15 protein-coding genes are annotated in these 17343 nt (G+C 74.9%); 5 read left to right on the plus strand and 10 right to left on the minus strand.

Annotation, left to right across the window (positions count from 1 at the left end):
• Positions 1-13: 13 nt before the first annotated feature.
• Positions 14-4468 (minus strand): ATP-binding protein, encoded by a 4455-nt coding sequence (locus IO30_RS0111740; RefSeq protein WP_051902133.1) that lies wholly within the window; start codon positions 4466-4468, stop codon positions 14-16.
• 85 nt (positions 4469-4553) lie between these two features.
• On the opposite strand from IO30_RS0111740, the gene IO30_RS0111745 reads away from it, so the two are divergent.
• Positions 4554-5555: a hypothetical protein gene (locus IO30_RS0111745; RefSeq protein WP_037893727.1), complete on the plus strand. Its 1002-nt coding sequence runs from the start codon at positions 4554-4556 to the stop codon at positions 5553-5555.
• Positions 5556-5576: 21 nt separating this feature from the next.
• Here the strand turns inward: IO30_RS0111745 and IO30_RS0111750 are convergent, their stop codons facing one another.
• Positions 5577-6146 (minus strand): helix-turn-helix domain-containing protein, encoded by a 570-nt coding sequence (locus IO30_RS0111750; protein WP_031142023.1) that lies wholly within the window; start codon positions 6144-6146, stop codon positions 5577-5579.
• A gap of 127 nt (positions 6147-6273) precedes the next feature.
• On the opposite strand from IO30_RS0111750, the gene IO30_RS0111755 reads away from it, so the two are divergent.
• The 4 genes from IO30_RS0111755 to IO30_RS0111770 are packed head-to-tail and all read left to right on the plus strand — an operon-like array spanning position 6274 to position 10015.
• Positions 6274-7065 carry an ABC transporter permease gene (locus IO30_RS0111755; protein ID WP_031142025.1) on the plus strand — a complete coding sequence of 264 codons (792 nt, stop codon included), beginning with the start codon at positions 6274-6276 and terminating at the stop codon, positions 7063-7065.
• Complete coding sequence (locus IO30_RS0111760; RefSeq protein WP_031142027.1) at positions 7062-7778, plus strand: ABC transporter ATP-binding protein; 717 nt, start codon at positions 7062-7064, stop codon at positions 7776-7778. Before IO30_RS0111755 ends, IO30_RS0111760 begins: the two co-directional genes overlap by 4 nt.
• A gap of 56 nt (positions 7779-7834) precedes the next feature.
• Positions 7835-8848 carry an ABC transporter substrate-binding protein gene (locus IO30_RS0111765; RefSeq protein ID WP_031142029.1) on the plus strand — a complete coding sequence of 338 codons (1014 nt, stop codon included), beginning with the start codon at positions 7835-7837 and terminating at the stop codon, positions 8846-8848.
• Positions 8849-8905: 57 nt separating this feature from the next.
• On the plus strand, positions 8906-10015 hold the full coding sequence (locus tag IO30_RS0111770; RefSeq protein WP_031142030.1) for an aryl-sulfate sulfotransferase: 1110 nt from the start codon (positions 8906-8908) through the stop codon (positions 10013-10015).
• Here the strand turns inward: IO30_RS0111770 and IO30_RS0111775 are convergent.
• From IO30_RS0111775 to IO30_RS0111810, 8 genes are all read right to left on the minus strand, one after another.
• Complete coding sequence (locus tag IO30_RS0111775) at positions 9985-10404, minus strand: MerR family transcriptional regulator (protein ID WP_031142031.1); 420 nt, start codon at positions 10402-10404, stop codon at positions 9985-9987. The genes IO30_RS0111770 and IO30_RS0111775 overlap by 31 nt on opposite strands.
• A gap of 68 nt (positions 10405-10472) precedes the next feature.
• Entirely contained in the window at positions 10473-11510 is a 1038-nt protein-coding gene (locus IO30_RS0111780; protein ID WP_031142033.1) for an MDR family NADP-dependent oxidoreductase, read from the minus strand.
• 147 nt (positions 11511-11657) lie between these two features.
• Positions 11658-13226 (minus strand): hypothetical protein, encoded by a 1569-nt coding sequence (locus tag IO30_RS0111785; protein ID WP_031142035.1) that lies wholly within the window; start codon positions 13224-13226, stop codon positions 11658-11660.
• Positions 13227-13365: 139 nt separating this feature from the next.
• On the minus strand, positions 13366-13560 hold the full coding sequence (locus tag IO30_RS0111790) for a hypothetical protein (RefSeq protein WP_031142037.1): 195 nt from the start codon (positions 13558-13560) through the stop codon (positions 13366-13368).
• A gap of 98 nt (positions 13561-13658) precedes the next feature.
• A complete protein-coding gene (locus tag IO30_RS0111795; RefSeq protein ID WP_031142038.1) occupies positions 13659-14318 on the minus strand; it encodes an ABC transporter ATP-binding protein in 660 nt (219 codons plus the stop codon).
• Positions 14311-15483: an ABC transporter ATP-binding protein gene (locus tag IO30_RS43295; RefSeq protein ID WP_078904639.1), complete on the minus strand. Its 1173-nt coding sequence runs from the start codon at positions 15481-15483 to the stop codon at positions 14311-14313. The genes IO30_RS0111795 and IO30_RS43295 overlap by 8 nt, the downstream gene beginning before the upstream one ends.
• A complete protein-coding gene (locus IO30_RS0111805) occupies positions 15480-16370 on the minus strand; it encodes an ABC transporter permease (protein ID WP_031142042.1) in 891 nt (296 codons plus the stop codon). Before IO30_RS0111805 ends, IO30_RS43295 begins: the two co-directional genes overlap by 4 nt.
• On the minus strand, positions 16363-17328 hold the full coding sequence (locus IO30_RS0111810) for an ABC transporter permease (protein WP_031142044.1): 966 nt from the start codon (positions 17326-17328) through the stop codon (positions 16363-16365). The genes IO30_RS0111805 and IO30_RS0111810 overlap by 8 nt, the downstream gene beginning before the upstream one ends.
• Positions 17329-17343 lie beyond the last annotated feature (15 nt).

Here is a 17343-nt window from a genome sequence, read left to right on the forward strand (position 1 = left end):
GCGGCGTGCCCCGTCACAGGCGCGCCGTGCCCCTGCGCCCGGCCGGGCGGGCCGGGAGCGCGGCCCGCAACCGGATCAGGTCGCAGCGCTGGAGTGCCTGGAGCGCGACGGTGATGCCGCGCTCCGCGTCGAAGACCGCTTCGAGGGCGGCCACGTCCGTACCGCGGTAGGGCACGGTCAGCCCGGGCACCCAGGCTCCGTACCGCACGTCCCAGACGGTCAGGGGCCGTTCGCCACCGCCGACCAGGAGCAGCGGGCGTTCGGGGCCGCCGGAGAAGGCCAATGCCGTGACGCCGGGCTCCCCGGCCCGGACCGTGGTCCGCTTCCAGCGGCGGCCGACGCACTCCGCGAGCTGGACCAGCGGGCCCTCGGCCCAGGCCAGCAGGGGGATGGACTCGCCGTCGACGCGGTACTCCCCCAAGGCGGCCGGTGCGGTGGGCTCCCAGACCTCGGTGGCGCCCGCCTCGGCGAGTCCCTCGGGGGTGCTGCGCCACAGCCGGTGGCGGTTGCCGACGTCCGTGACGACCCAGGTGGAACCGTCCGCCGTGGTGCGCGCCGCGAGGCCGCAGACGAGGATCCCGGCGTGCGCCGTCCCCGCGTCGCGGGCGTGCGTGCCGGTGACCGTCCAGCACCTGACCCGGCCGCCGGCCGGTACGAAGAGCCGCACGGACCCGTCGGCGGCGGTGAGGCCGATCCCGGGGACCTTCAGGCCGGGGTCCCCGCCGAGTTCGAGCGGTTCGCCCTGGTCGCAGGTGTCCAAGCCGGGCGAGAGCCGCCACAGCCGGGTGCGCCGGCCCGCGGCGACCGCCACCGTCCAGCCGTCCTCGTGCCACAGCGCCCGTACGGCGGTCACGGGGTCCTCGTGCGGCAGGACCACGGGTTCCGCGTCGGCGCCCGGCCCAGCCGTGAGCCCGGCGAGGACCTCGCCGCCCCATACCCGGCACAGCAGGGCGGCTTCGCCGGGGCCTGCGGCGAGCGCGAGCACCGGCCGCTCGTGGTGGGCGCGGCGCCGGGCCCGGCTGCCCGTGCGGACGGCGGAGCCCACGTCCAGCAGCCGCACGTCGGGCCCGTCCCCGGCGGCCACCAGGCCGGAGCCGCCCGGGTCGAAGGCGAGGGCCTCGGGTTCGCGCTGGCTGCGCAACGGGAACGAGCACTCCGCCGCGGTCTCGTCCAGGACCCGTATGCGGACGGCGCCGCCCTCGTGCAGGGCGATCACCGGCCGGTCCCCGAGCCGCCCCAGGGCCAGGCCCCGGGCCTTGGAGTGCAGGGTGAGGTGGGTGTGCCAGCTCGGGTCCGGCTGCGCGGTCGCGTCCGAGCCGAGTGCGAGCCGCCACACCGTCACCGCCTGCCCGTCGGCGGTGGCCAGCCAGGCGCCGCCGCCCGTGGGATCGGGCAGGGCCCCGGCCGCGTACACCGGACGGCCGCCCTCGCGCAGCACCCAGCTGCCGCCGAGGAGTCCGGATCCGCTCCGGGCCTTCGGGTGCAGCTCGCGCAGGGTCACCTCGGCGTCGGCCAGGAGCAGGAAGCTGCGGCGGTCCAGGTGGAGCAGGGCGATCCGGCCGGCGGCGGCGCCGCTGACGTCGGCGAGGCCGCCGTCGGCCGGGCGGCCCCGGTAGGGCCAGCGCCAGGCCCAGGTGCGGTGGCCGTCGGCCACGACGGTCAGGGCGGTGTCCTGATGGCGGAGGGCCGTCAGGCTGTGCGGCGCGCCGCCCCACCGGTAGACCTGGGAGGGGAGGCGTTCGGTTCCGATCCAGAAGTGGACGGCCCCGCTGTCGCGGGCGGCCGTCACCCGGTGGGCTCCGGTGCCCAGTTCGCGGACCTCGGTCAGTGCCTCGCGCCGTCCGCCGCGTTCCGCGGCGGTGCGGCGGGTGAGCAGGCGTTTGCCGGTGAAGGCGTCCTGCACCACGATCTCGCCCTGGCCCGCGACGGAGAGGGTCCGGCCGTGGTCGGCGGTGCTCCAGTTGACGGCCCGGGCGCCGCCGAGCGGGGCCGGCCAGCGCAGCTCCAGGGCCTCGGGCGGCGCGTCGGTCCACAGTTCGCGCCACGGCAGTGCGGCGAAGTCCGGCCGGTCGCGTAATCGCCGGTACAGGCCGGGGCGGTGGCTGACGAACGCCGTCGCGAGGAGCAGGGCCCGGCGCTCCGCGGCGGTGGTGCGGAAGCGGAACTCGTCGGCGACGCGCGCGTACAGGGCGGCGCCCTCGCAGGTGCGCAGGACGGGGGTGCTGAGCGGCAGCAGCACGTCCGGGTCGGTGTGCACGAGGAAGTCCGGGTCGTCGAAGAGCAGTTCCAGCAGGCCCGATCCGGCGCCCGCGGCGTGCGCCCCGAGGTGGCGGCGGACGTAGGGATGGGCGTGTTCCCAGGCTCCCGTGCCCCGGGCGCGCAGGGTCTCGACGAGGCGGCGGTGTCCGTCGGCGGGGGCCAGGCCCGCACTCTCCAGGAGGTAGGCCCCGTAGCTGGGGTGGGCCAGGCCCCAGACGGTGCGGCCGTCGGGTTCCGCCTGGGCGGTGACGAGGCTGCCGGTGGCCGCGGTCAGGACGCGCCGCAGGGCCTGCGCGGTGAGGGCGGGGGTGCCGTCGTCGCGCAGGGCGTCGGCCAGGTCCAGCCAGAGTCTGCGGTCGGCGGCGGACCCGTGGGACAGGCCCGGGCCGTGGACGAGCGCCAGGGGCCGCAGGAGTTCGGCGGTGCGCAGGGTGCCGGTGGCGCCGATGTGGCCGATCTCGTCGGCGAGGCGGTCGCGGAGCCCGGCGCCGCCGGCCCGGATGTGCTGTGTCAGCCGGTCCTCGGGGACGCGCTGCGGGCGGCGGACCAGTTCGGCGGCGATGAGCCGGGCGATCAGGAACAGCCGGCCGCTCTCCTCGGCGATGCGCGTGGCGGCGGCGGTGCGTTCGGCCTCGGCCCCCGGTTCGGCGTACGGGGAGCCCGGTGCGCCGAGGACGGTCTCCACCATGTCGGCGATGTCGCGCTCGGTCTCCTCGTCCTCGTCGAGGACGAGGGAGGGCGCCGTGCGGTCCAGGGTCTGCAGGAGGCTCTCGTCGGGCTCCCGGTAGGCGATCTGCTGGCGGGGCTGGGGGCGGGTGCCCACCACGACCTTGACGCCGGCGCTGCGGGAGAGGGGGTTGAGCAGGTGGCGGGCTATCTCGTGGCTCTGTTCGGGCATGGCCTCGTCCAGGGCGTCGAAGACGAGGTTGACGGCGCCTTCGCGGGCCACGAGCGCGCCGATGGCCGCCAGCGTCTGTTCCACGGTGACGGTCCCGGCGGGCGGGACGGCCATGCCCTCGAAGGCGGTGAGCAGCTCCCACAGTGCCCGGGTCAGGGTGGTCACGGACTGGCCGCGGCAGGAGACGAGGGCGTGTACGGTGCCGGGGCGCGGGCGCACCTGCGGGGGCGGCGGCGGGTCGAGCCGGTCGCACTTGCGGGGGACGGACATCAGGGCGAGGCGCCCGAGCAGGGCGGTCTTGCCGCAGCCGGCGGGTCCGGTCACCGCGAGGAGCCCCTGCTGGTAGGTCTCCAGCCAGCGGACGAGACGGCTCAGGGGTCCGTGGCGGCCGGAGAAGGTCCGCTCCAGTTCGCCGCCGTCCTCCAGCCCGAAGTGCTCGGCGCCCAGCCAGGGGCCCGGTCCGTCCTCCCCGAGCTGGGCGGTGCCGCGGATCACGCCCTCGTCGGCGTAGTACGGATTGTGCAGGAAGCCGTTGGGCAGCGAGCGCACCTCGACGTGGCCGGGGCGCTCCTCCGGTTCGTCCAGCCCGGACGCGGCCGCGGCCCCGTCGATGCCCTCCAGCAGGTACTCCACCGGCAGGTAGAGGGCGGAGGGGTCCAGGGGGCGGGCGTGGTCCCTCATCTCCAGGTCGGGGGCGGCGAGCACCTGCTCCAGCCACTCCACCCAGCGGCCTTCGGGGATGACCCGGCCGACTCCCGAGGTGCCGACGACGACGAAGCCGCCCGCGCGCTCCCGGTAGGCGCGGCCGACCGTCTCGCGCTCCTTGCTCAGGGCGCGGTCGAGGGCCTCGGGCAGGTGGCCGTGCGCCGAGCAGGCGTCGATGACCAGCAGGGTGTCGGCCGTGTGGGAGGGGTCCAGGAGGCGGTCGACCAGATCGGCGACGGCGATCGCCCGGGCGGGGTCGAAGCCGCCCGCCGCCCAGGTGTCGCGGCAGGCCAGGAAGTAGCCCGCGGCGCCGCGGTCGATGCCGTGGCCCGTCCAGTAGAGGACCTTGCGGCGCGCGTCGTGGGCGACGAAGGCGTCGAGTCCCGCCGAGAGTCCGGCGCGGGTGGCGCCCTCCTCGTCCAGCCGCATCCGGTGGCCGAAACCGAGCCTGGTGCCCGCGAGTTCGGCGACCCGGCCGCGGACGGCCTCGACGTGCGCGAGGGTCTCCCGGCCGCCCGGCCGGGCCGGGTTGTCGTAGTCGGCGACGGCTGCCGTCGCGACCAGTCCTTCGCGCCGGTACGCGCCGCGCTCCGCGAGCCGGGACACGCCCCCCACCCCCACCCAGGCCCTCCCCCAAGATCCTCAGCCTGGGTCATACTCTCACCAACTACCCCACCATGAAAGGACTTTGATGGCACAGCGCGACAGGTTCACTCTGGCCGGGCGACAGACCGACTGCCATGTCTTCGAGGGGGACGGGACCCGTCCGATCAGCGAGGAGAACGTCCGCGTCCACCACATCCCGGAGCGGGTGGAGTTCCCCGAGGAGATCGCGGGCTGGCGGCGGGCCATCGAGGACGAGGAGCGGCGCAAGGAGGCCGCCGGCCTGCCGCACCGCTGGAACAACCCCCGCTTCGCGGTCGACCGGCTGGTGGTGACCCGCACCGACCGCCTGGAGGAACCGGTCGCCACGCTCACCCTGCGCGACGCGGACTACTACGACTTCCTCACCACGTCCATCAACCTGGACCGGGCCCAGAAGAACGGGCTGACGCTGCGCCGGCAGTACCTGGAGGGCCAGGACCCCGTCGACGCGCCGCCGTACATGTTCTGCAGTTTCGGCGTGAACGTCGCCGTGCGCACCGGCCCGGACGACAAGGTGCTGTTCTCGCACCGCAGCCCCGCGGTCGTGGGCCCCAACCGGTCGCGCTGGAACTCCTCGGCGAACGAGGGCATCGCGGCCAACCACGACCTGGCACCCGACGGCCGGATCAGCCTGCACGCCGTGGCCCGGCGCGCCCTGCGCGAAGAGCTGGCGGTCCAGGAGTCCGACGCGGTGGAGCTGGAACTGCTCGGCTTCGGATTGGACCTGCGCAACAACCAGTGGGCGGGCTTCTTCGGGGCCGTGCTCCACGACCTGGACGAGGAGGCCCTGCGCCGCCGTTGGACGCGCGGCGTCGAGGACAAGTGGGAGCACGACGAGCACGCCTTCGTGCCCGCCGATCCCGAGTCCGTGCTGTCCTTCATGATGGACAAGCCCGCCGAGTCCTGGACCCCGTGCGCGCCCGCCCTGTTCTACCTGGCGCTGGTGCGCGCCGCCGTCCGCGCGCGCGGCGGCGACCCGTCCGCCCGCCTGGACGTCGAGGCCGCGGAGCTACGGGTGCTGCGCCGCCTGGAGCAGGCCGCCGACTGACGGACGGCCCACGGCCACGCGCTAGGCGTTCGCGATGACGAGGAGGGTGCGGGCGGCGTCGGGGCCGGGCAGGCGGCAGCGGTGCGGGACCTCGCCGCGGTGGTGGGCGCTCTGGCCGGCGCGCAGGAGCAGTGGTTCCTCACCCTCGACCTCCAGCAGGATCTCCCCTTCGAGGACGTACAGGAAGTCCTCGCCGGGGTGCTCGAACCAGCCCCGCTCGCCCCGGCCGGGCTCGAAGTGGTGCTCGTAGGCCTCCATGACGCCGCTGCGTCCGCCCGGGATGAGGACCTGGGCGACCTGTCCGGCGGCCTCGTTCACCCTGATCACCTGCGGGTCGCTCTCGTGGCTGACCTCGCCCGGGCGGGCGGGCGGCCTGAGGAAGGTGCCCGGGGTGACGTCGAGCGCCTCGGCGATCCGGTAGATCGAGCTGAGGCTGGGCGTGGCGAGGCCGCGCTCCAGCTGGCTGAGGAAGGGCTGGGAGAGGCCCGAACGGGTGGCGAGGGCGGCCATCGAGACTCCGCGCTGCTTGCGGCAGCTGCGGATCACCCGTCCGACCTCGATCGCCTCGGGCGTGGGTTCGGGTCGCGACACGCAGGTGAACGTACCCCATCGACGATCACCGGCCGGGAGGCCCCGGAAGGTTTCGCACTGCCGCAACACTGCCGTCATAAGCGTGGTCAATTATTGACCTCACTTATCGACGACAAGGAGCCGCACCGTGCACGCCACCCCCTCACCACCCGGCCGCGTCCAGGTCCGAGCCCTGCGCCGGCTCGGCCCGGCCCTGGCCGTGGCCGGTGCCGTGCTCGCGCTGTGGTACCTGACCGCCCGGTCCGGGGCGGTGGCCCCCGGGCTCCTGCCCACCCCCGCCGAGACCCTCGCCGCCCTCGTCGACAGCGCCCGCAGCGGCGTACTGGCCACCGACCTCGGCGCCAGCCTGACCCGCGCCGGCCAGGGGTTCGCCCTGGGCGCCCTCGTCGGCAGCGCCCTCGGCTTCGCCACCGGCTACCTGCCCTGGCTCTCCGCCGCCGTCACCCCGGCGATCTCCTTCCTGCGGCCGATCCCGGCCATCGCCCTGGTCCCGCTCGCGACGGCCTGGTTCGGCATCGGGGAGACCGCCAAACGCCTGCTCATCGCGTACGCCGTCCTGCTCGCCGTATGGCTGTACGTCCACGACGGGGTCTCCCGGGTACCGGCCTCCCACCTGCGGGCCGCCCGGTCCCTCGGGGCGCCGCTGCACCGGCGGTTCACCGAGGTGCTGCTGCCCGCCGCCACCCCCGCCCTGCTCGCGGCGCTGCGCTACGGGGCCTCCGTGGCCCTGCTCGCCCTGGTGGCCGCGGAACTGGGCGGCGCCGACAGCGGACTGGCGTACCGCCTCCAGGTGGACGGCCAGTTCCTGCGCGTGGACCGGATGTTCGCCGGCCTGCTGGTCCTCGGCCTGCTCGGCGTGGCCGTCGACCTCGTCCTGGCCGCCGTCGGCCGCCGGTTCGCCCACTGGAGCACGTCATGAGCCTGGACGTACGGCTGGAGGCACTGTCGCTCGGGTACGGGGCCGCGCCCGTACTGGAGTCCACCGACCTGGAGTTCCCGGCGGGCTCGTTCACGGCCCTGCTCGGGCCCAGCGGCTGCGGCAAGTCGACCGTCCTGGGCGCCGTGGCCGGATTCGTGGCGCCCCTCGCCGGCCGGGTGACCGCGGGCGGCCGGGCCGTCCGCGGGCCCGGGGCGGACCGCGGCGTGGTCTTCCAGCACTACGCGCTCTTCCCGTGGCGCACGGCCCGCGGCAACGTCGAGTTCGCCCTGAAGCGGCTCGGCCTGCCGCGCCGGGAACGCCGCAGGCGCGCACTGGAGGCGCTCGCCGAGGTCGGCCTGGCGGACGGCACCGGCAAGTACCCGGCGCAGCTGTCCGGCGGCATGCAGCAGCGGGTGGCCCTCGCCCGGGCCCTGGCCGCCGAGCCCGAAGTGCTGCTGATGGACGAGCCGTTCGGGGCGCTGGACGCCCTGACCCGGACCCGGATGCAGACCCTGCTGCGGGAGCTGTGGCAACGCCGGGGCACCACCGTCCTGTTCGTCACCCACGACATCGACGAGGCGCTGGCCCTCGCCGGACGGATCGTCGTCCTCGGCGGGACACCCGGCCGGGTGCTGGCCGACCACCCGGTCCCCGACGGTCCGGCCGACCCCGGCCTGCGGGCACTGATCGCCCGCCACCTGGGCTCGGACTGAACCCTCCCCTTCGGCACCCTCCTCTCCCCCCTCCGTCCCTGGAAGGACACCCCACCATGCCCAGACCCGGACCCCGTGCGGCGACCGCCGTGCTCGTGGCGCTCCTGCTCTCCGCCTTCGCCACGGCCTGCACCGGCGGCTCGGCCCCGGCGGGCTCCGGCGGTGCGGGCGGCCGCCAGGCCGTCAGCGTCGCCGCCAGCGACCACCTCGGCGGCGCTCCCGTCTACGTGGCCCAGGAGCGCGGACTGTGGTCCGCCGAAGGCCTGGACGCCACCGTCACCACCCAGCCCACCGGACGGGACGCGCTCAATGCCGTGCTCGGCGGGCAGGCGCAGCTCGGCGTCGTGGGCGATCTGCCCGCGGTGACCGCCGTCCTGGGCGGGCGGGAGCTGCGCATCGTCGCGGACCTGTCCCGGTTCTCGGACTGGCGCCTGCTCACCCGGACCGACCGCCAGATCACCGGTTTCGCCGCCCTGAAGGGCCGCAAGGTCGGCGTCCCGCAGGGCACGAACGTGGAGTACGCACTGTCGCGGATGCTGGCTTCGGCCCAGCTGACCGCCGCGGACGTGACCGTGGTCAACCTCGCCCCGAACCAGGTCCCCGCGGCGCTGGCCCGCGGGGACGTCGACGCCGGGGTGACCTTCCCCAGCTTCTACGACGCCGCCCGCACCGCGCTGGGCGACCGGTACGCGGAGCTCCCCTTCACCGGCTACACCGCCCGGACCCTGCTCGTCGCCGGCCCCTCGGCCGAGGAGGGGACCACCACGGCCGTGCTCCGTACGCTGCTGCGCGCCCAGCGCGAGATGACCGCCGATCCGGCCGCCACCCGCAAGGACGTGCTCACCCAGTCCAAGGGCGCCCTCCAGGCCGGGTACGCGGACGCCTTCCAGCCCCGCTACGGCTACGGCGCGACCCTCTCCCCCGAACTGCTGGCCGAGCTGGAACAGGAGGCCGCCTGGGCCAAGGCCGCCCAGGGCCTGCCGGGCTCCGCCGACCGCGCCGCGCTGCTGCAGCACCTGCAGCCCGGGCCCCTGACGGCCGCCGACCCGGCCGCCGTCACCGTGCGCTGAACCCGCCCGACCTACCCCTCCCCACCCCGTCCCGCTCCACCCCGACAGGAGATCCCCATGACCGTCGACCAGAACACCCTGCGCCGCCGCGGCGTCGGACTCATCGCGCATGACCCCGACCGCAGTTACGGCGGCTACACCCTCTACACGCCCATCACCAGCAGCGGCGCGATCCACCTCGTCGACATCGAGGGCCGGCCCGCCCACACCTGGAACTCCCCGCACCCGCCCGGCCGCCAGGCGCAGGTCCTCCCCGGCGGCAACCTCTTCTACGCGGCCAAGGACACCAGCAGCCCGACCCTCTTCCCCATCTGGGACGTCTACCACGGCGGGATCTTCCAGGAACTGGCCCCGGACTCCACGGTCCTGCGCGAGACCCGGCACGCCTTCCACCACCACGACGCCTCGGTCCTGCGCAACGGCAACCTCCTGGTCACCGTCGTGGAGCCGCTGTCCCCGGCCGACGCGGCCCGGATCCGGGGCGGCATCCCGGGCTCCGAGGCGCCCGGCGGGGTGATCTACGGGGACGTGGTGTACGAGCTGACCTGGGACGGGGAGGAGGTCTGGCGCTGGGCAGCCATCGACCACCTCGACCCGGAGGTGTTCCCGCTCAACGCGCACTTCGCCCGCGAGCACTGGCCGATGGCCAACACCGTCAACGAACTGGCGGACGGCTCGGTCGTGGTGGGCTTCCGCAGCGCGTCCACGACCGTGGCCGTGAACCGGGCCGACGGCTCGGTCAAGTGGCGCATCGGACCCGACGTCCTGGCCCAGCAGCACCACCCCCACGAACTGGCCGACGGCAACATCCTGGTCTTCGACAACGGGACCTACCGCGACACCACCTCGGTGCCGTACTCGCGGGTGCTGGAGCTCGACCCGCGCACGGGCAAGGAGGTGTGGTCCTACGAGGACAACCCGCCGCAGAACTTCTACAGCCCCTACATGTCCAGTGCCCAGCGCCTGCCGAACGGCAACACCTTCGTCGCCGAGGGTTCCTTCGGGCGCCTCTTCGAGGTGACCCCCGGCGGGGACGTGGTCTGGGAGTTCGTGGTCCCGCAGTTCCGGTCCTTCGGTGAGGGCGTGGGCCTGGAGTCCTCGGCCGGTGCCCAGAACTCCGTCTTCCGCGCCTACCGTTACTCCGCCGAAGAGCTCCCCTGGCTCTGATCCGGGGACGGCCGCCCGGCCCCCGGGCCCGCCAGCCGGGCGAGCTCGTCCCGGCGCCGGGTGAGCCGGGCGATCTCGGCGTCCAGGGCGGCGATGCGCCGGTCGACGACCGGCGCGAAGCCGCCGTTCCCGCCCGGGGAGCCGTCGCACCGGGGCGGCGGGTCCCCGGCGAGCAGCGGCAGCCGGTCCGCGCGGGTGCGCAGGTCCTCGATGGTGAGTCCGTGGGCGAGCAGCTCGCGGATGACGCGCACCAGGGCCACGTCCTCGGCGCCGTAGCGGCGCTGGCCGGACGGGGTGCGTCCGGGTGGGGGCAGCAGGCCGCGCTGTTCGTACAGGCGCAGTGCCCGCGCCGTGGTCCCCGCGGCGGCCGCCGCGTCACCGATCCGCATTCCGCTGCCCGTCCCCTCGTCCGTCGTCGGCCGTCCGTCGTCCCGTGCCCGTCTCCGTCACCCCCCGCCTAGGGGAGCCGTACCACCACCGCGCCGAAGTGGCGGCCCGCGATGAGGTCCGGCAAGGCCGCCGCGGCCCGGTCCAGCCCCTCGATCTCGGTGTGGGGGAAGCGGATCTCCCCGGAGCGCAGCCACCCGCCGAACCGGCGGTTCCACTCGCTCTCCACATCGGGGTGGTCCGCGCCGCTGTACCCGTGCAGGGAGATGCCGCGGAGCACCAGGTGGAAGGTGTCGATGGCGACGGGTGCCCGGTCGCCCGCCGTATCGGGCGAGAGCTGCCCGCCGAGGGCGCCGACCAGTGCCACCCGGGCTCCCTGCCGGGCCGCTCCCAGGGCGGCCGCCAGCTGCGCGCCGCCCACCGTGTCCAGGACCACGTCCACCCCCTCGGGGGCGGCCTCGCGGAGCTGCTCCGGGAAGGGCTGCCGGCCGGGCGCGTCCACGAGCACGTGGTCGTAGCCCAGTTCGCTCACGAGGCGCTCCGCCTTGTGCGGGGAACGGGTGGTGCCGATCACCCGTGCGGCTCCGAGCAGCCGGGCGATCTGGCCGGCCAGCGTCCCCACCGCTCCCGCGGCGCCGGTGACCAGGACGACGTCGCCCGGGCGGACCCGGGCCAGCCGGGTGAGGGCCCCGTACGGCGCCGCTCCCTGGGCGAGGTGCGCCACCGGCGAGGGCAGCACCTCATCGGCCGGGACGGCCTGCTCGGCGGGCAGCAGGGCGTGGTCGCACCAGCCCGCCATGTGGACCACGAGGTCCCCGGCGCGCAGGCGGCCGTCACCCGGGGCCGCGACCACCTCGCCGACGGCGGGTCCGAAGAGGGCGTCCCCGGCGGCGAGGGAGGGCAGCGGCAGCCCTTCGGTGCGGCCTCCGATGAGGGTGCGCAGTCCGGGGAAGACCAGGAAGTACCGGTTGCGCACGAGCACCTGGCCGGGTTCCGGGGCGGCCAGGGGTGTCCGGTCGAGGCGGAAGTGCCGGGGTTCGGGCAGGCCGTCGGGGACGGCGGCGAGCCGGATCCGGAGTGCGGTGCGGGGCAGGGCTGCGGTCGTCATGCGCGGCCTCCTGAAGGCTCGGGCGGGCGGGTGCGCAGACGCTAACCCCTGACCCGCGGGTCAGGGGCAAGCAGCGGCCGGGGGCCGGACGGCACGGGTCTCGTGCCGTCCGGCCCCGGGTGGGGGTTTCGCGGGTGTCAGCGGGTGTCAGCCGCGGTCGCGGACGGCGACGATGCCGTTGAAGACGCCGATGTAGGCGGTGCCGTCCGGGCCGAGGGTGATCGGTGCCCAGTTGTTGTCGTACAGGGGTCCGGTGCCGGTCAGTTGGCGCCAGCGCCGTTCACCGGTGCGGAAGTCCACCGCGGTGAGGTACCAGGCGTCGATGCCCCAGGCGTTGGGCTCCTTCTCGTAGAAGTAGAGCAGCCCGTTGGCGGTGGAGAGCTTGGGCACGGTGGAGGGCGAGCGGATCCCGCTCTCCCACACCGTGTCGCAGCCGCTGCCGTCGGCGCGGACGTCGATGCGGCTGACGCCGCCGACGACGGACTTGCCGAGGAGCAGGGTGGTGGGGTTCTCGTAGCCGTAGTTGTTCTCGACAACGATGCTGTTGCCCCAGGTGATCAGGGAGTTGTCGGTGGTCGAGGCCCCGGATCCGAAGACCGGGACCTTGCAGACCAGCCGCCGGTCCGCCGGGACGTCCGTGCCCCGGCGGTAGACCAGGACGTTCATCCGGTCGTCGGCGTTGTCGGTGATGGCGACGTAGCCGTTGCCGAAGAGGTCCGGGGTGGTGCCCGAACCCTGGTTCACGGAGCCGGGTTTGGCTGCCGTACCCCGGTCGTAGGTCTGGCGCCACTGCACCTCGGGGGTGCCGTCGGCGGAGGCCCGGAAGCTGTAGAGCGCGTGGTCGGTGACGATGGAGACGCCGTCCACGGCGACCGAGAAGGAGTTCTGGATCTCCTCGCCGCGCAGCTGGACGGAACGGATCTGCGAGGTCGCCGGGTCCACGGTGCCCACGCGGCCCTGGCGGGTGACCCACCAGATGCGGCCGTCCCAGTCGGGCATGACGGAGGTGACGGGGTCACAGGTACCGCTGGGCCACAGGTTGGTCCAGCTGACGCAGTCGTGCGGGACCTGGCCGGTGAGGTCCCAGTCGTCGTCGACGGTGAACTTCCAGCTGCCGTCCGGGTTCTGGGAGTGGGACAGGCGCAGGATGTGCTGGCGGGAGTCGGCCAGCACGGCCCGGTCCTGGTTGTCCAGGTAGAAGTAGGCGCCGCCCGAGGTGTCCTTGAATATCTTCGAGAAGTCGAGCGAGGTGATCGCCTCGACCGTCGAGGAACGCTGCGGGAGCTGGTGTTCCGCGAGCGTGGCGAGCGTACGGGGATCGAGGAGCTTGACCTTGAAGCCGGAGAAGGTGCCGCACACCGTGACCAGGCGGCCGCCCGTGTCGAAGGTGGCGGTGGCGCACTCGCCGCCGAGGGCGGCGATCTTCTCGCTGGTCACCTGCGGGTCCTTGCCGAGCGGCCCGGACCAGGGGGACGTGGCACTGCCGGCCGCGTCGGAGTGCATGCCGCTGCGGCCGTTGGGCGCGAGGTGGGGGTGCTGCGGCGGGGCTTGCCCGGGCAGCGGGGCGGCAGTGGCGGGGCTGCCGTCGTAGTGGCTGACCAGCCGGTGTCCGGGGGCCTTGGGTATGTCCTCGGCCTGGGCCGGGGAGATCCCGTACAACGCCGTGAGGGCGGCGAGCACCGGGACCACGGCGCAGTTCAGCGTTCTTCGGAGCATGCGGGGGCTTCCTCCGTCTCTCTTCACTCTTGTTGACAATGCGTCTGACATCGCGCCGCCGCCCGACGCTAGGTCGCGTTGTCCGAAGAGTCCATGGAGGTGCCGGATGATTCATGAACGCGCAACAGTCGCCCCGGGGCTACGGCTTGAGGCCGGAGACGACGTTCGCGGTGGCGGCCAGGCCGTTGTGGATCGTCGCGGCCATGCTGCTGCTCGCGAGGTAGAAGCCCAGCAGGACGCAGACGAGGGCGTGCGAGAACTTGAGACCGCCGCTGCGCACGAAGATCCACGCGAGGACGAGGAGCAGGACGACCACGGAGAGGGAAAGCACCATCGAAACCTCCTTACTCGGCGCCATGGTGGCGCAGCCAGGGGTGCCTCCGGGCGAAAGACGTGTCCGCCGTACGGGTGTTGACCGTCCGTGACGGGCGGTCAGTCCTTGACGATCTCGTCCCAGTGGGTCGTACGGTCGCACCAGCGGGCGAGCAGCACCGGGTCGTGGCCCACCGCGAGGAGCCCCGCCCCGGACTCGGCCCGGTACTCCTCGACCACGCCGACCAGGGCGGCCGTGGTGGAGGCGTCCAGCATCGCGGTCATCTCGTCGCAGACCAGCCAGCGCGGACGCAGCACCAGGGCCCGGGCCAGGCAGGCGCGCTGGAGCTGACCGTCGCTGACCTCGTGCGGACGGCGGCCGAGCAGATCCGCCCCGAGGCCGACGCGTTCGGTCAACCCGGGCAGGGTGGACTCCACTTCCGCCCGGCGGCCGGTGGCCCGCAGTGGCTCGGCGACCAGGTCGTACAGGCTCAGGCGGGGGTCGGCGGAGAGCCGGGGCTGCTGGAAGACGACACCGACCGCGGTGCGCAGGGAGCGGGGGGCCCGGTGGCGGAAGCCGGTCACGGCGTGGCCGTCGAGGGTCACGCTCCCCCGGTCGGGACGGTGCAGCAGGGCGGCGACCCGGGCGAGCGTGGACTTGCCGCAGCCGCTGGGCCCCAGCAGGCCGAGGGAGGCACCGGGGTGCAGGGTGAGGCGGGCTCCGCGTACGACGGGGTCGCGGCGGTCGTACCCGGCGGTGATGTCCTTGAGCTCAAGCACGGTGGCAGGCCACCCCTTCGGTGAGCACGGGCCGTTCGGCGCGGCAGAGCGCGTCGGCGAGGGGGCAGCGGGCGGCGAAGGCGCAGCCGTCGGGCAGGGCGCCGAGTTCGGGCGGGGCGCCGGGCACGGGGACGAAGGCGCGTTCGGGCAGGGCTTCGAGGAGTCCGCGGGCGTAGGGGTGGCGGGGGCCGGGCGCGCCGAAGAAGGCGCGGGCCGGGGACAGTTCGACGATCCGTCCGGCGTACATGACGGCGACGGTGTCCGCGATGCGCTCCGCCGCGGCGAGGTCGTGCGTGATCATCAGCAGCGCCCGGCCGGCGTCGCGGGTGTGGGCGCGCAGTTCGTCGGCGGTGCGGTGGACGAGGTCCCGGTCGAGCCCGGTGGTCGGCTCGTCGGCGAGCAGCAGCGGCGCGTCGCCGACGAGCGCGAGGGCGGTGGCGGCGCGCTGGGCGAGGCCGCCGGAGAGTTCGTGGGGGTAGCGGTCGAGGTGGTCGGCGGGAAAGGCCGCCCGGGCACCCGCCGCCTGCGCCGCCACCCGCACCCGGCCCCGCGAGGGGCGCCTCCGGCGCCGCGGGAACAGCCGCGGCGCGGCCCCGGAGGCGGGCGCGGACGCCGACGCCGAGGCGTGCCCCGAGGCAGGCTCGCACCCGGACACGGACGCGGGCCCGGACACGGACGCAGACGTGGGGTCGTGCGTGGGGGCGGGCGTGGGCTCGGGCCTGGGCTCCGGATCGTCCGGGCCCAGTTCTCGGACGGTTTCCTCCAGGTGGGACCGGACGGTGCGGACCGGGGTGAGGTGCGCCGCCGGGCTCTGCGGGACCAGGCCGACGCGGCGGCCCCGTACCGTCCGGGCGAGGGTGCGTTCGTCGGCGGCGAGCAGGTCCAGGCCGTCGGCCAGCCGGGCCGATCCCGCGGTCTCGGCGTTGCCCGGGAGCAGGCCGAGCAGGGCGGAGGCGAGCACGGACTTGCCGCAGCCGCTCTCCCCGACGAGGGCCAGGCACTCGCCGGGGGCGAGCCGGAAGCCGGCGTCGGTGACGGCCTCGACGTAGCGGCCTGCGGGCATCCGGAAGCGGACGGAGAGCCCCTCGACGCTGAGCACTGCCGGAGCAGCGGGCGCGGCGGGCGCGTCGGGCACCGCCCGCGCGGCGGGTACGGGGTGGTTCACAGCGAGAGCTCCGAGCGGCGGCGGGGATTGAGGCGGTCGCGCCAGGCGCCCGCAAGCCCGGCGATGGCCAGGGTCGGGACGATCAGGAGCAGGCCGGGGAAGAGCGCGGGCCACCAGTCGCCGGCCAGCAGGGAACCCCGCGCGCTCTGGACGAGGGAGCCGAGGCTGGCCTGGTGCGCGGGCAGCCCCAGGCCCAGGAAGGACAGCGCGGACTCGTGCCACATCGCGTGCGGGACCATCAGCACGGCGGCCAGGCCCGCCTGCGGGAGGACGCCCGGCACGAGGTGCCGTACGGCGACCCGCCACCGCGAGGCGCCGCCCGAGACCGCCGCGTCCACGTACGGCCGGCCCCGCAGGGACAGGACCTCCGCGCGGACGATGCGGGCCGTCGACAGCCAGTGGGTCACGGCGACCGAGACGATCACCGGCCAGACGCCCGGCCGGAACATCGCCACGACGAAGATGCCGAGGAGCAGGTGCGGGATCGAGGACAGCGCGTCCACCACCCGCATCACCAGACGGTCCGTCCAGCCGCCCAGGGCGCCCGCGGCCGCGCCGACCGCGGTGCCGAGCACGGTGGCGGCGAGCGCCGCGACCAGGCCGACGGCCAGTGAGACGCGCAGCCCGTAGACGCACCGCAGCAGCAGGTCGCGTCCGACGTCGTCCGTCCCGAAGGGATGGGCCCACGAGGGCGGGAGGAGCTTTGCCGACAAGTCGACCGCCTGCTGGTCCAGCTGTGCCAGCGGCGGGACCAGCAGCACGGCTGCCACGGCCAGGGCGACGAAGGCGGCCGAGGCCCGCACGCGCAGGGTCCGCGTCGAACGCCGGGTGCGTCCCGCGGACCTCCACTCACGGTCCTGGGTCCGGCCCGCGGTCAGGTCAGCCATCGAAGCCCACCCTGGGGTCGGCCAGCCCGTAGAGCAGGTCGGACAGCAGGTTCCCCGCCAGCACCGCCGCGGTGGCCAGCACGGTCAGGGCCGCCAGCAGCGGGAAGTCCACCGAGGTGGCCGCCTGGACGGTCGCCGCGGCGATGCCCGGCCAGCTGAAGACGGTCTCGACGAGCAGGGCGCCGGTGATCAGTTCCGGGACCCGCGAGCCGATCAGGGTCAGCATCGGCAGCATGCCGGAGCGGAGGCCGTGCCCGAGCAGGACGGTCCGCTCCGCCAGGCCCCGCGCGCGGGCCCCGCGTACGGGGTCCTCCGCGAGCGCGTCGGCCACGCCCTGGCGGACGTACAGGAAGAACCAGGGGAGTTGGGACAGCCCCAGCACCAGTGCGGGCAGCACCAGGTGCGAGGCGACCTGCCCGAAGGTGACCACGTCGCTGCCCGCGTCCGTCAGGCCGCCGGAGGGCAGGGCGCCCAGCCGGACCGAGAAGAACCAGATGGCCAGCAGGCCCAGCCAGAACGCCGGGGCGGCTTCCAGGGTGTACGCGAGGCCGGACACGGCCCGGTCCAGGAGGCCGCCCGGCCTGCGCGCGGCGAGCACGCCGAGCCCGGTGCCGGCGAGCACCGCCAGGGTGAAGGCGCAGGCCGCGAGCAGGGCGGACCAGCCCAGCCGCCCGGCGATGACGTCGGCGACCGGCTGCCGCATGACGGACGAGGTGCCGAGGTCTCCGGTGAGTGCCGAGGTGAGCCAGTCCCACCAGCGCGTGACCAGCGGCTGGTCCACGCCCAGATTGGCCCGCAGCTCGTCCAGGCGGTCCTGGGAGGCGGTGAGGCCGGCGGTGCCCGCGTACGCCTTCACGGGGTCGAAGGGCGACAGCGCGGCGACGGCGAAGACCCCGAAGGTGACGGCGAGCAGGACGGGGGCGGCGAAGAGGGTCCGCCGCCCCGCCATGCGCGCCATCGGCCCCCAGGGGAG

The organism is Streptomyces xanthophaeus (genome assembly GCF_000725805.1).
In the GTDB taxonomy this organism is placed as follows: domain Bacteria; phylum Actinomycetota; class Actinomycetes; order Streptomycetales; family Streptomycetaceae; genus Streptomyces; species Streptomyces xanthophaeus.

Excerpts from the sequence above, each read along its gene's own strand:
- IO30_RS0111745 (WP_037893727.1), top strand. The coding sequence starts at position 4,554 with ATGGCACAGCGCGACAGGTTCACTCTGGCCGGGCGACAGACCGACTGC.
- IO30_RS0111805 (WP_031142042.1), bottom strand. The coding sequence starts at position 16,370 with ATGGCTGACCTGACCGCGGGCCGGACCCAGGACCGTGAGTGGAGGTCC.
- IO30_RS0111765 (WP_031142029.1), top strand. The coding sequence starts at position 7,835 with ATGCCCAGACCCGGACCCCGTGCGGCGACCGCCGTGCTCGTGGCGCTC.
- IO30_RS0111810 (WP_031142044.1), bottom strand. The coding sequence starts at position 17,328 with ATGGCGCGCATGGCGGGGCGGCGGACCCTCTTCGCCGCCCCCGTCCTG.
- IO30_RS0111760 (WP_031142027.1), top strand. The coding sequence starts at position 7,062 with ATGAGCCTGGACGTACGGCTGGAGGCACTGTCGCTCGGGTACGGGGCC.
- IO30_RS0111780 (WP_031142033.1), bottom strand. The coding sequence starts at position 11,510 with ATGACGACCGCAGCCCTGCCCCGCACCGCACTCCGGATCCGGCTCGCC.
- IO30_RS0111785 (WP_031142035.1), bottom strand. The coding sequence starts at position 13,226 with ATGCTCCGAAGAACGCTGAACTGCGCCGTGGTCCCGGTGCTCGCCGCC.
- IO30_RS0111770 (WP_031142030.1), top strand. The coding sequence starts at position 8,906 with ATGACCGTCGACCAGAACACCCTGCGCCGCCGCGGCGTCGGACTCATC.
- IO30_RS0111775 (WP_031142031.1), bottom strand. The coding sequence starts at position 10,404 with ATGCGGATCGGTGACGCGGCGGCCGCCGCGGGGACCACGGCGCGGGCA.
- IO30_RS0111790 (WP_031142037.1), bottom strand. The coding sequence starts at position 13,560 with ATGGTGCTTTCCCTCTCCGTGGTCGTCCTGCTCCTCGTCCTCGCGTGG.